Here is a 13,922-nt window from a genome sequence, read left to right on the forward strand (position 1 = left end):
AACACAACTTTTATGAAAACTCAAAATTACATTCTCATTTTGCTGATTGCATTTTCGTGCTCAATGTGCAATTCTTCCAAAAAAGAAGAAAAAAAATCAACTGAAAAAACTTCTGAAACTAAAAATCATAAACATGATGCTCTTTCGGCAAAAGACAGCTTAAAATTAGTAAATCATCAAATCCAAGTAAAAGGCGAGGTTGAATTTCCATTGCAATTGACTGTTGATTCATTAAAAAAAATGAAAGTTGTTACAATTGATAATCTAAAAATAACTGGCAAAAACGGAGAAGTCAAAAGAGAAGTTAAAGTTTGCAAAGGTGTTCTTTTGAAAGATATTTTAGAAAAAGCCAAAATCAAACAGGAAGATCATAAAGACCGAAACTTCTATATTGTTGCAAGAGCTTCGGACAATTATAAAGCGACTTTTTCATGGGCAGAACTTTTCAATAATCCAACGGGAGAAAATACTTTTATTCTTTTTGAAGAAAATGGAAAACCAGTTAAAAATGGCGAAATGATTGCAATCTGCAAAAATGATATTAAAACTGGACCGCGTCATGTTTATTGGCTAAAAAGCATCGAAGTTTATAAGGTTAAGTAAAAGTTCTGAGATGTTAAGATTCTAAGTTACTAAGTTTTTTTTGCTCCCAAAGTCGCGGAGTCGCAAAGTTTTTGTTCAATTAATTTTAAATATCTGCTTGTCAAATATAGCCCGTGGTTTCAACCACGGGAACCGTATTTGCATATTCTGCGTGCCATGATTGTGTACCCGTGGTTGAAACCACGGGCTATATTTAAATACCATACGTACAAAACTCAAAGCTTTAATTTTTTTGCCACAGATTACAAGGATTTACGGAGATTTAAAAAATCATTTTAATCTTTTTAATCTGTGGCTATATTTTTTATTTTGCGAACCTTGTGAAAGGCTTTGCGTTCTTTGCGGTTAATTTTTCACACGAAGCTTTACGGTTAAATAAAAACTTTATTCAAGATTTAAATCGTACTTTTAAGTATAAAAGTTTGTTATTAACTTTAAATAAAGAAATTCTTTATTATTTTTACCACATAATTTAAGCAGACTATGAGTTCTAACTTTGATAAATTTCAAAAGCGCAGGTTAATTTCCTCTTATTTTTCGGTAGTATTAAGTGTATTCTTGGTTTTATTCCTTTTGGGAGTACTAGGATTATTCATTATTAATTCAAAACAATTGGCAGACGATTTTAAAGAAAAAATCGCAATGACGGTTTTCTTTAAAAATGAAGCAAACGATAGTATTATTAAAGCATTTAATACTGAACTTAAAAGAGCGCCTTTTGCTAAATCTTTTGTTTATGTATCCAAAGAAAAAGCAGCAAAAGAGCATACTGATATTATCGGAGAAGATTTCTTAACGTTTTTAGGAGAAAATCCTTTATTGAATTCATACGACATTCACTTAAAAGCAGATTATGTTGAAAGAGACAGTATCGTGAAAATCGAAAACCGTTTCCGCAAAAATGCTATGATTTCTGATATTGTTTACGACAAACAATTGGTAAATCTGGTAAATGACAACATCAGAAAAGTAAGTATGTGGATTTTGATTATCAGCGGTTTCTTGACTGTAATTGCTGTTTTATTAATCAACAGTTCACTGCGTTTATCGATACATTCAAATCGTTTTATTATCAAAACCATGCAAATGGTTGGCGCAACAAAAGCGTTTATCCGTAAACCATTTGTAATGCGAAGCGTAAAACTTGGAATGCTTGGCGCAGGTTTGGCTATTATTGCTTTAATCGCACTTTTACTATATGTAGATACTAATTTCCCAGGTTTAGGAATTCTAGAAGACAAAGTTTTAACTGGTTTAGTTTTGGTTGCCGTTTTCGGATTAGGAGTTCTAATTACTTGGGTAAGTACGCATTTTGCAACACAACGTTTCTTGAATTTAAGAACTGACGATCTTTATTAATTTTTGATTGCAGATTTTAGATTGCAGATTTTAGATTGCAGATTTTAGATTTAAAAAAAATGCCTTCGACTTCGCTCAGGCTGACAAACACATAAAAATGAAAAACAACAATAATAAAGAAGAACAACAAGTTCAAAAACAGGAATTCCTTTTTGACAGCATCAATTATAAAATCCTATTAATCGGAATTGCGGTTATAGCACTTGGATTTGTCTTAATGTCTGGCGGAGGAAGTACAGATCCTAATGTATTCAACGAAGACATTTTCAGTTTTAGACGTATTCGTTTAGCACCAACAACTGTTTTAATCGGTTTTGGAATCACGATTTATTCTATTTTCAAAAAATCAAAATAGACTTTCTTAGACAGCTTAGACTTCTTAGATCTTTAGATTATTAAATTAATCTTTTTAAATCTAAAAAGTCTAAGAAGTCTAAAAATCTAATAATCTAAATTAAATGAACACATTACAAGCTATTGTTCTTGCCATTATTGAAGGAATTACAGAGTTTTTACCTGTTTCTTCAACTGGACACATGATTATTGCTTCTTCTTTTTTTGGAATAGCAAAAGATGATTTTACTAAACTTTTTACCATTGTAATTCAGCTTGGCGCGATACTTTCGGTTGTAATTTTATACTTCAAACGTTTCTTTCAAACTTTTGATTTTTACTTTAAGCTTCTTGTTGCTTTTATTCCTGCGGTTGTTTTAGGATTATTATTAAGTGATATTATCGACGGTTTATTAGAAAATCCGGTAACAGTTGCTATTTCTCTTTTAATTGGAGGAATTATTTTATTGAAAGTTGATGAATGGTTCAACAAACCAAATGATCCAGAAGTTTCAACTGAAATCACTTATGCTAAAGCTCTAAAAATTGGTTTATTCCAATGTCTTGCTATGATTCCTGGAGTTTCTCGAAGCGGCGCAAGTATTGTTGGAGGTATGGCTCAAAAACTGACTAGAACTTCTGCGGCGGAATTTTCATTTTTCTTAGCCGTTCCAACTATGTTGGGCGCAACTGCAAAAAAATGCTACGATTATTACAAAGCTGGTTTTGAATTATCTCACGATCAAGTAAACATGTTGGTTATTGGGAACATTGTTGCTTTTGCTGTAGCACTTTTAGCAATTAAAACTTTCATCGGATTTTTGACTAAAAACGGATTTAAAGTTTTTGGTTATTACCGAATCATTGCTGGAATCATTTTATTATTGATTCACTTTTTCATTCATCCGCTTACGATTATATAATGACACCTGAAGAATATTTAGAAGGACAAGTTTTATTGATTGACAAACCATTAAAATGGAGTTCATTTCAAGCTGTCAATAAATTAAAATACCTTTTAATTAATAAAGTTGGACTTCCAAAAAAGTTCAAAATTGGTCATGCAGGAACTTTAGATCCTTTAGCGACTGGACTTTTATTAATCTGCACAGGAAAATTCACTAAAAGAATTTCAGAACTTCAAGGTCAGGCAAAAGAATATACGGGAACTTTTTATATTGGAGCCACTACTCCATCATACGATTTAGAAACCGAAATCGATCAGACTTTTCCAACTGAACATATTGATGAAGCTTTGATTCATGAAACGGTAAAACAATTTTTAGGCGAAATCGATCAAAAACCGCCTATTTTTTCTGCTATTAAAAAAGATGGAGTTCGTTTGTACGAACATGCACGTGCAGGAGAATCTATTGAAATTGAAAGCAGAAAAACTACGATTCACGAATTTGAAATCACTAGAATCGAATTACCTGAAATAGATTTTAGAGTCGTTTGCTCTAAAGGAACTTACATTCGTTCCCTAGCTTATGATTTTGGAAAAGCAATGAATTCAGGTTCGCATTTAACTGTTTTACGCCGAACTAAAATTGGCGATTACGACGTGAAAAATGCGATTGATATTACCTTATTCGAAGAAAATCTATAACATTAGTTATATTTCCTTTTTTGTATTTTAGAGGCGTGCTTTTAAAATTCGAAAAAATGAGAAATTTCTTTTTAGCATTATTTTTGATTTTCATCAAATCATCTTATTGTCAGACAGCAAACCAGAAATTTGTCTCTACAGATATTGAAAATTTTTGGAATGCATACGACAAAATCATTTCTACAAATGACAGTATTTCGCAACTGCGATTTTTAAATGAATTTTATTTAGAAAAAGCTTCTCCAGGTTTGAAAAGCTTGATTGAAGTCCGTCATTATACACCTAAAGAATTTCTTGGCGCTATTACTAAATATCCTAAATTTTGGAATTCCTTAAAGCCGAACACTACAAATCTCAATTCGATTTATTCAGAAATCGAAACAGATATTAGCAAATTAAAAGAAGCTTATCCTGAATTGAAACCTTCTACGATTTACTTTTCTATTGGCGCTTTTAGAACAAACGGCACAATTCAAAACGATCGAATTTTAATTGGTTCTGAATTGTCTTTAGCAGACGAAAATACTTTTATTGACGAACTTCCAGAATGGAGAAAAGCATTTTATAAAGAATACAATCCGAGAAAAAATATTGCTTTGCTGTGTACGCACGAATATATTCATACGCAGCAGAAAGAATTTTCAGAAAACCTGCTTTTAATGTGTCTTTACGAAGGAGTTGCAGAATTTGTATCTTGTAAAGTAACGGGCAAAAAATCGAGCAGTCCAGCAATTGAATTCGGAAAAAACAATGAGAAAAAAGTAATCGATCAATTTGTTTCAGACTTGTATATTATGAGCAATAATTACAATTGGCTTTGGGGCGAAAATAGAAATGATTTAAAAGTTCGAGATTTAGGATATTATATTGGTTATGAAATCTGCGAACGTTATTACAATGCTTCTAAAAACAAATCGGAAGCCATAAAAAAATTAATTCAGCTAGATTTTGCTAATGACAAAGAAGTTGAAAAAATTGTAGATGCTTCAAAATTACTTCCCAAAAGTTTAAACCAGCTTGAAAGTGATTACGAAAAACAACGTCCAAAAGTTACTGCAATAGCTCCTTTTAAAAATGGAGATCAAAAAGTAAAATCTGGCGTAACAGAATTTACCATTACTTTTTCTGAACCTTTAAACGGATATAATACCGGATTAGATTTTGGACCATTAGGCGAAGAATCTTGTCCTAAAATAAAACCAGAAAGAAATTGGTCATCTGATAAAAAATCGTGGACTTTTAAAGCCGATTTAGAACCTAACAAAAAGTATCAGATCTTAATCACAAATAATTTTAGGAAACAAAATGGTGTTAGATTAAAACCTTATCTAATAGAATTTCAAACCGAAAAATAAAATTGAAGCATAATAAAAAAGCACATTACTTTTTTTATTCAGTAATGTGCCAGGCTCTTTCTTAAATAAGTAATCCTATTTCATACTTACTTAAATTCAATAGTGAGGCACATTTTTTCCTCCGAATAAAAATTGAGAGAAGAAATCATAAAACCTTTCGAATAACTTTTTCATAATAGTGCACTTTTAATTGTTAAACATTTAAATAAACACCAATAAAAAGAGTAAATCAGAAAGTTATAATAGACGTGGGTTAGCATCACTAAGATACAAAATTCTATTGAAGTCAAAAAGACTTTAAGATAATTTTATCAACAAATCATCTGTTTATCAACACATTAATCCGATTAAAGACGATTATATTTGATGTTTTCCATAATTTCGACCAATTCTTCCTGAACCGAAATTCCTTTATCTGCCAAATACCACAACTGAAGATCAGTTTTTATTTTTTCGTCAATAGCACCAACTTCTCTTTTATGTTTTGCCATTAATTCGGTAGCACCTTTTGGTCTTGGTCCCCAATCGGCACGAACAATTCCAGCTTCTTTACAAATTACAATTACTTTCGGAATTCCTCTTCCGCCGTTAGTTAGATAGTGGCTCATTAAATCATCATTTTCATCGCGAAATGCAATTTTTAGTTCGATTTTCTTGTTTGAAGCCAAAGCCATTTTATTTAAAATTGGAAGAATCTGCGCCGCATCTCCGCACCATCCTTCTGAAAGAACCAGCCAAATATAATGATTGTCTAAGTTTTGAAGTTTAGCCACAATGTTATCAGAAATGGTAATCGTTTTCTCCAAACGGTTCATTCTTGCTTCATTCAATTTTGAATAATTGGTCAAACTTTCTGATTGTTCGTTTCCTGTTGATTTTCCTTCAGACAATAAATCGGTTACTATTTTTCTATATTCAACATAAGGATGACTATTGAATAATGATTTGGCTACGATGCTTTTCATATTTATTTCATTTTTAGGATACAATAAAAATACGAAATTTAGGAAGACGAGGGAAATGACATTTATCACATCTCCGAATTGAAAATTTCATCATATATATTTCCTGTTTCAAGAGAATTCCAATTCTCGCCATACTTCTCAGCAATCTGAACTAAACCTAGAAGAGATAAGGGATTAAAAGCAGAAACTGATATGTCATTATTTTTTGCTATCCAAAAAAGTATTTCGTCTTTTGAATGATTCATTTCCAACGATACTTCAAATCCTTTATATTTAATTGCAAATAATGCAATATCATAAGTGTTCATGGCCTCTGTTATCTTCATTACTGATTAAATTAAAATTAGACAATTATAAATATTCTTTTGATTCCTCTATACTTTTAAAGAAATAATTATTCAAAATAAAAATCCTACAAATTTAAACATTCTAATTAATGCAACGATTCTAAAATAATTTTGCAAACATTATTTTTAAAAATCAGAATATGTCTATATTTGCACAAATTAACGCGACACACACATGAAATATAAAAGAATTCTTCTAAAACTTAGCGGCGAAGCGCTGATGGGTGATTTACAATACGGTATTGACCCAAAAAGATTAGCCGAGTATGCAGATGAAATTAAGCAAATTCACAACAAAGGAGTAGAAATTGCAATTGTTATTGGAGGAGGAAATATATTTAGAGGCGTTGCAGGAGCAAGCTCAGGAATGGACAGAGTTCAAGGCGATTACATGGGAATGCTTGCAACTGTAATTAACGGAATGGCATTACAAGGCGCTCTTGAAGATAAAGGAATGAAAACTCGTCTTCAAACTGCTCTAAAAATGGAATCTATTGCAGAACCTTATATCAAGAGAAGAGCTGACCGCCACCTTGAAAAAGGAAGAATCGTAATTTTTGGTGCTGGAACCGGAAATCCATATTTCACAACTGATACTGCTGCCGTTTTAAGAGGTATCGAAATCAACGCTGATGTTATTCTTAAAGGTACTCGCGTTGATGGTGTTTACGATTCTGACCCAGAAAAAAATGCTTCTGCAGTAAAATTTGATTTTATTTCGTTTGACGATGTAATCAAAAAAGGATTAAATGTAATGGATACTACTGCATTTACCTTAAGCCAAGAAAACAAATTGCCTATCGTAGTTTTTGATATGAACAAAATTGGAAACTTATTGAAAATCTGCGACGGAGAAAATATAGGAACTGTAGTAAACATATAGACTGCTTAGATTATTAGAATTTTAGATTTTCTAAATTCTTCGCAACCTTAAGGCAATCAAAAAAAACAAAATAACATTAGTTCGTAAATTAGAAGAAATTATTTTTATAGTCTAAAAATGAAATCTTCTATCCCGAAGCTTCGGGACTAAAAATCTAAACAAAATGACTGAAGAAATAGATTTTATTTTAGAAAGTACTGAGGAATCAATGAATGGTACTATTGCACACTTAGAGAAAGAATTTCTTAATATTCGTGCAGGAAAAGCTTCTCCAGCTATGCTTGGAGGTGTGTTTGTAGATTATTACGGATCTGCAACACCGCTTTCTCAAGTATCTAAAATCAGTGTTCCAGATGCTAGAACAATTACATTACAGCCATTTGAAAAAAATATGCTGCAAGCAATTGAAAAAGCAATCTTAATTGCAAACATTGGTTTCAACCCAATGAACAATGGAGATATGATTATCATTAGTGTTCCGCCATTAACAGAAGAGCGTCGTCGCGATTTAGCAAAACAAGCAAAATCTGAAGCTGAAGATGCTAAAATTGGTATTCGTAACTCTCGTAAAGATGCTAATACTGATATCAAAAAATTAGAAAAAGAAGGAACTTCTGAAGACATCTGTAAATCAGCTGAAGAAGAAGTTCAAAACTTAACAAACTCTTTCATCAAAAAAATCGATGAATTATTGGCTGCGAAAGAAGCTGAAATCATGAAAGTATAAGGTTGAGATTTGATATAAAATAAAAATCCGTCTGGTTTAGCGCCAGACGGATTTTTTTATTACTATTTTTGCATACGAAAATTAAATTCTTTTCGTTTTTGAAACTATATCATTCTGTATGAAGCTATTTTGTTTTTTGACTTTGTTTTTTACGCTTACACTTCAAGCGCAAATTCAAATAAACGGAATCGTAACCGATTCAAACAACAAACCTCTTCCGTTTGCTACAATTACGACTTCAGAAAACAATAACACAATTACAGATGTTGATGGTAAATTTATTTTCAAAATTAGCTCATCTGCAACTTCACTTACCGTTTCTTATATCGGTTTTCAAACCAAAACAGTAGCTTTAATCAGCAACAAAACTTTTTATGCGGTTTCGCTTTCGCAGAAGACAGACGACTTGCAAGAAGTTGTAGTTTCTAATGAAAATCCAGCTTTAACAATCATTAAAAAAGTTATTGCCAATAAATCGCTAAATGATCCGCAGAAAAAACTCAGCAGTTTTGAGTATAAAACCTATAATAAACTTATTGTAACTGCAAATCCTGACTCGATTGACGGACGTATCGATACTTCGGCAACGTATAAAGATTTAAACAAAAAAATCATCATTGATTCTTCCGATTACAAGTTTAAAGAAATTGTAAGCAAACAGCATTTGTTTCAAACCGAGAAAGTTTCGCAATATCAATTTGCAAACAGCAAATTAAAAGAAACAGTTTTAGGAACTAAAATAGCAGGTTTCAAACAGCCTATTTATGAAGTTCTGGCTTTCAACCTTCAGTCGATTTCTATTTATGATTCGAATTACGAATTATTTGAAACCAGATATGAAAACCCTATTTCGAAAAACGCTCCTTCGACCTATAATTATAAATTGCTGGATACTGTAAGCATTCGAGGTCGTGACACGTATATGATTTATTTTAAAAATAAGTCAAACCATAAAACATCTGGATTAGAAGGCGTTTTATATATCGACAGGGAAAATTTTGCTGTCGCGAAAGCGGTAATGCGAATTAAAGGCGTTTTGGACATTAGCGGTATTCATGAATTTGAATATATTCCGAAAGAAAAAATATGGTTTCAAAGCAATACGACTTTTAAAATTGTAAAAGGAAAAAACGACGACGATATCAGAATTTTAGGCGGAACTATTCAATTTGACGGAGACGTTGAAGATAATTTCGAACCTAGAAAAAAAGTGGCTTCAGATTTTACTTATCTCCTTTCTGAAAGTAATAGCTTCGATATTCGCGTTAATACCAACAATCCCATTAAAAACCCTTCGCTTTACATCGAAATTAAAGACGACGCGGCCAAAAAACCTGAAAGTTTCTGGGAAGCTTACCGAAAGGAAAATCTTGACTTAAAAAGCCAAAAAACCTATTTATTACTAGATAGTCTTTCTGTTCGCAACAGAATTGAAAAACGTCTTGGAATTGGCCGAAAAATAATCAATGGATTTTACCCAATTGGCCCAATCGATTTGGACTTGAAAAAAATCATAAGTTATAATAATTACGAAGGTTTCCGTCTTGGTGTGGGCGGAATTACAAACGATCGTTTGTCAAAAAACTTTCGTCTTGAAGGCTATACCGCTTACGGAACAAAAGATGGTGTTTTTAAATACAGCGTTGGAGCTGGAGTTTTATTAGACAAACATACCAATACTTGGTTTAATGGATATTATGCTGATGATGTTCGAGAAATTGCAAGTACTGTCTTTTCGGTTGATAAACGTGTTTTCAAAATTTACGACCCACGTCCAATCAACATTAGTACTTTCTATGAATACACGGGATGGCGAGGGAATATTCAAACCAAATTTATTCCGAAAACCGAAGCTGTTTTAGAACTTTCAAGAAATTATATCGAGCCAAAATTTGATTATCTTTTTAATCTAAATGGAAAATTGTATTCGAGTTATATTATGACTACGGCAATGCTTTCTATTGTTTGGGCACCTTTCAGCGATTTTATGCAAACTCCAACCGGAAGAAATGAAAGCGATAAAAGATTTCCGAGATTTACTCTTCAATACACGCAATCTTTACCAAATGTATTTGATAATGATTTTACTTTTAGCAAAATAGATTTTAAAGCCGAATACGAAAAGCAATATTTAAATCGTCAGAAAACGAGTTTGCTTTTGCAAGCAGGTTATGCAATGGGAGATGTTCCAATTACGCATTTGTACAATACTTCTCCAAATAATTTAACTAAAGAAACCGTTATTCAGCGTATCACTTTTTCAGGAAGAAATGCTTTTGAAACCATGTTTTTCAATGAGTTTTTCTCAAGCCAATATTTAATGTTCCAAATAAAACATGGTTTTGACCGAATTACACTTTTCAAAAAAGTTAGACCTTCTTTGGTTTTAGTAACGAGAATGGCTTGGGGAAATATGGAAAAACCCGAACAGCATGTTGGTCCAGATTATAAAACACTTGACAAAGGCTATTTTGAATCGGGAATTGAATTAAACAGAATCTTTAAAGGTTTTGGTTTGGGAGGATTCTATCGTTATGGTCCAAATCAGCTGATGAAGTTTGAAGATAACGTTGCTGTTAAGATTTCTTATGTTCTTGATCTTGGACTTTAAAAGTTAAATTCCAAATTCCAATTGCAATCTTTGAACTTACAACTTTGTCAAAGATCACTCTAACAGATCTTTAGGTGAAACACCATTTTGGTTTTCTAAGTTAATGTTTGATCCGTTCTCTAATAATAGCTTAATTATTTCTGAATCACTTTCCAATTCCATTGCTGCTCGCCATAAAGCAGTGTTTCCAATATTATCAACAACATCAATCTTTGCCTTAAAATCAAGTAATATTTTAACTGAATCAATTTTATCATTTATTGCTGCAAGATGTAAGGCGGTCAAACCCTGCTCATCTTGTTTATTCATATCGCAACCAATCAATAAAAGTTCTTTAATGATAGAAACGTCTCCATGTACTATGGCAGACATTAAAAATGTTCGACCATCCCTATCTACACTGTCTAAACCATATTTTTCTAAGAAATCTTTAATTTTAGAAAAATCTTTCCCATATAATAATTTATAAAGCTGGGTATCGTCAAAAGTTTTCATAACTATAAATTTTTAAAATAAAATCTTACAAATTTAAAAATTTTCATTTGAATATTATTCGAATTATGACCTTTTAATTTTAGTTATAAGCAAAGTTTGTCATTTCGACGTAAGGAGAAATCGCACTAGAAATTCCACATAGAAAATTGCTAATCTTTATTGATTTACGAGTGTGATTTCTCCTTACGTCGAAATGACAAAAAAGGGGATATATAAAAAATCCCAAACTCCAATAGTCATTTGGAATTTGGGATTTAAAATTTTGAAATTTCTAACCCTTATGGTTTAAGAATCAAAACCGAAGGTGAATTATTCAGCCAAATACTTTGTGATTCTATTAATTTTTTCCAGCTATCAAGACTAATAATCATTAAATCCTGACTTTCTAAAAACTCTTTTTTCAATGTTCTGTCATTCATAATCATGATATGATTTGGCGCAATCTGTTCGATAGAACGAATTGTTTCCTGAATTTCACGTGTACTTCTAACTTCACCACTTGCATCCAAAACCGTAATTTGAGAACCATTATTATTGATTAATTTTTTAGCATAATCAATCAAAAAAGCATCTTCTTTACTAAATACGGGCATAAAAATCTGGTTTACTTCTTCTAGATCTTTATCAATAAAAATTCCAACTGGCATTTTTGTTTTAGTAATAATGTGACGCGTTCTCTCATCAAACGGATTATTTTCAAACAAACCTTCTTTTCCCGTAAACTTATCAATCAAACGATCTGGATTTACAATTCGAGTTGTGAAACCAAGTATTTTACCTAATAAAGTTCCATCAAAAATAGATTGTCCTAAACCAACCAAAAGCAAATCGTATTCTCCGTGATTTGCGGTATCAATAATATCCGAATCAATATCATTAGAAACTTTAAATAAACTAACCATGTTTTGATTCAGCAACTGTGATTCTTCAACCACTGGCCCAATCATTTTACGTTCATGCTCTTTCACATCAAACGAATGTATTTCTGTACTTAAAGAAATATGCATCGCCGTTACAACCGAATTATCTGCTTGTTTTTTAACAAGGCTGTTTGCAATTTTAAGCAACTTTTTTCCTTTTTCTGGAGTTGCAAACGAAAGCAGAATCTTGAATTTGATTTTACTTCCAATCTCTTGCTGAACGGCAGTAATATTATCTTTAAAAATAAATCCGATAAAGTCTAATGCTGGACCCGTCATAAAGGTAGTAAGGAGTGCCATAATTACCATCATGGTAAAAATCTCAGTTGATAAAACTCCAAGGTCATAACCTATATTCAATACTACCAATTCCATTAAACCACGAGTATTCATTAAGGCTCCAATAGACAAACTGTCTTTCCAGTTTTGCCCCATAAATTTGGCTGCCAAAGCACTTCCGAAGAATTTACCAACTACCGCAACCAAAATAATCAAACCTGTAATTTTCCATAATTCAGGATCGTTTAACAATCCTATTTGTGTGCGCAAACCTGTAAACACAAAGAATAATGGCAATAAAACGATTATCGAAACGTCTTCAACTTTTTCGATAAATATATTTCTGAATTTATTGTTTTCAGGCATAATAGCTCCAGCTAAAAAAGCCCCGAACAAAGCATGAATTCCAATTAATTCTGATGCATAAGAAGAGATTAAAAGTGTAATAAAGAAAATGGCAACAACTGGTTTATTTAAACTCTCGCGCGTTGCATTCAAATCTCCTACTCTTTTTAAGAACGGACGAACGATTTTCAACATGATAATCACGTACAAAATCGCCATTCCGATTACATAAAGCGAACTAGAAAGCGAACCTGCTTTAACAATCGCAATTACAACTGCCAAAATACACCAAGCCGTAATATCATCTGCCGCAGCGCAAGTAATCGCAATAGTTCCTAGTTTTGTTTTTTGCATGCCGCGTTCCTGAACAATTCTAGCCAAAACTGGGAAAGCTGTAATACTCATCGCAATACCCATAAACAAACCGAATGAAGAAAATTCAACTCCCAGCGGAGCATACGTTTCATAAATAAAATAAGCCAATGATAAACCTAAAGCAAACGGAATTACAATACTAGCATGACTAATTACGACTGCATCATGAGCTTTGTTTTTTAGCACTTTCAAATCCAATTCCATCCCAATTACAAACATGAAAAGGATTAAACCAATCTGGCTTAAAAATTGTAAGTTCCCTAAAGATTCTTTTGGAAATAAAGCTGCAGAAAATTCCGGAAAATACATTCCGACTAAAGAGGGTCCAAGTACGATTCCGGCGATCATTTCGCCAATTACCGAAGGCTGCCCAATTTTTCTAAAAAACCATCCAAACAAACGAGCAACTAAAATGATGGTAACTATTTGTGCCAGTAAAATTGCCAATGGATGCTGTAAATTGTCTACCATCGAGTGTAAAAAATCTTTCCAATGATTACTCTCAACACTTTTCTTTACAATATTACGCCCTACTTCTAACGAGGCACCTTTTGAAATTACCCAGTATATCAGTGCTGTAAAACCACCAATGATTGTAACATAGAATAAGGAATTCCTAATGTTATTCATAAACTCGTTCTTTAGATTATTGCGCAAATATCCGCACTGTGAATTTAGTGAAAAAGAAATTCAGTTGTTAATTTTTATTGCATGTA

Annotated in this window: 13 protein-coding genes; 9 read left to right on the forward strand and 4 right to left on the reverse strand. The window is 32.2% G+C overall.

Annotation, left to right across the window (positions count from 1 at the left end; translation table 11 throughout):
* Positions 1-12 precede the first annotated feature (12 nt).
* From DM444_RS12345 to DM444_RS12370, 6 genes are all read left to right on the forward strand, one after another.
* Positions 13-603 (forward strand): molybdopterin-dependent oxidoreductase, encoded by a 591-nt coding sequence (locus DM444_RS12345; RefSeq protein WP_111287061.1) that lies wholly within the window; start codon positions 13-15, stop codon positions 601-603.
* 483 nt (positions 604-1,086) lie between these two features.
* Positions 1,087-1,962, forward strand: a complete 876-nt coding sequence (locus DM444_RS12350; RefSeq protein WP_111287063.1) for a cell division protein FtsX — start codon at positions 1,087-1,089, stop codon at positions 1,960-1,962.
* 97 nt (positions 1,963-2,059) lie between these two features.
* On the forward strand, positions 2,060-2,317 hold the full coding sequence (locus tag DM444_RS12355) for a DUF3098 domain-containing protein (protein WP_111287065.1): 258 nt from the start codon (positions 2,060-2,062) through the stop codon (positions 2,315-2,317).
* Between the two features lie 103 nt (positions 2,318-2,420).
* Positions 2,421-3,218: an undecaprenyl-diphosphate phosphatase gene (locus DM444_RS12360; RefSeq protein ID WP_111287067.1), complete on the forward strand. Its 798-nt coding sequence runs from the start codon at positions 2,421-2,423 to the stop codon at positions 3,216-3,218.
* Positions 3,218-3,904: a tRNA pseudouridine(55) synthase TruB gene (gene truB, locus DM444_RS12365; RefSeq protein WP_111287069.1), complete on the forward strand. Its 687-nt coding sequence runs from the start codon at positions 3,218-3,220 to the stop codon at positions 3,902-3,904. The genes DM444_RS12360 and truB overlap by 1 nt, the downstream gene beginning before the upstream one ends.
* A gap of 56 nt (positions 3,905-3,960) precedes the next feature.
* Positions 3,961-5,259, forward strand: a complete 1,299-nt coding sequence (locus DM444_RS12370) for a DUF2268 domain-containing putative Zn-dependent protease (RefSeq protein ID WP_111287071.1) — start codon at positions 3,961-3,963, stop codon at positions 5,257-5,259.
* A gap of 347 nt (positions 5,260-5,606) precedes the next feature.
* Here DM444_RS12370 and DM444_RS12375 read toward each other — a convergent pair whose 3' ends face one another.
* Both DM444_RS12375 and DM444_RS12380 read right to left on the reverse strand, forming a co-directional pair.
* Positions 5,607-6,224, reverse strand: a complete 618-nt coding sequence (locus tag DM444_RS12375; RefSeq protein ID WP_111287072.1) for a thioredoxin family protein — start codon at positions 6,222-6,224, stop codon at positions 5,607-5,609.
* A 65-nt stretch (positions 6,225-6,289) separates the two neighbouring features.
* A complete protein-coding gene (locus DM444_RS12380) occupies positions 6,290-6,550 on the reverse strand; it encodes a hypothetical protein (RefSeq protein WP_111287074.1) in 261 nt (86 codons plus the stop codon).
* Between the two features lie 196 nt (positions 6,551-6,746).
* Here DM444_RS12380 and pyrH point away from each other — a divergent pair, with 196 nt between their 5' ends.
* From pyrH to DM444_RS12395, 3 genes are all read left to right on the forward strand, one after another.
* On the forward strand, positions 6,747-7,454 hold the full coding sequence (gene pyrH, locus DM444_RS12385; RefSeq protein ID WP_111287076.1) for a UMP kinase: 708 nt from the start codon (positions 6,747-6,749) through the stop codon (positions 7,452-7,454).
* Between the two features lie 163 nt (positions 7,455-7,617).
* Positions 7,618-8,181, forward strand: coding sequence for a ribosome recycling factor (frr, locus tag DM444_RS12390; RefSeq protein ID WP_111287078.1), 564 nt, complete (start codon positions 7,618-7,620; stop codon positions 8,179-8,181).
* 118 nt (positions 8,182-8,299) lie between these two features.
* Positions 8,300-10,792 carry a DUF5686 family protein gene (locus DM444_RS12395; RefSeq protein WP_111287080.1) on the forward strand — a complete coding sequence of 831 codons (2,493 nt, stop codon included), beginning with the start codon at positions 8,300-8,302 and terminating at the stop codon, positions 10,790-10,792.
* Between the two features lie 54 nt (positions 10,793-10,846).
* Here DM444_RS12395 and DM444_RS12400 read toward each other — a convergent pair whose 3' ends face one another.
* The gene (locus tag DM444_RS12400; protein ID WP_111287082.1) at positions 10,847-11,287 is read right to left on the reverse strand and encodes an ankyrin repeat domain-containing protein; all 441 of its coding nucleotides are present in this window, start codon (positions 11,285-11,287) and stop codon (positions 10,847-10,849) included.
* A 278-nt stretch (positions 11,288-11,565) separates the two neighbouring features.
* The gene (locus DM444_RS12405; RefSeq protein WP_111287084.1) at positions 11,566-13,836 is read right to left on the reverse strand and encodes a cation:proton antiporter; all 2,271 of its coding nucleotides are present in this window, start codon (positions 13,834-13,836) and stop codon (positions 11,566-11,568) included.
* Positions 13,837-13,922: the final 86 nt, after the last annotated feature.

The sequence above is a fragment of the Flavobacterium ginsenosidimutans genome (assembly GCF_003254625.1).
In the GTDB taxonomy this organism is placed as follows: domain Bacteria; phylum Bacteroidota; class Bacteroidia; order Flavobacteriales; family Flavobacteriaceae; genus Flavobacterium; species Flavobacterium ginsenosidimutans.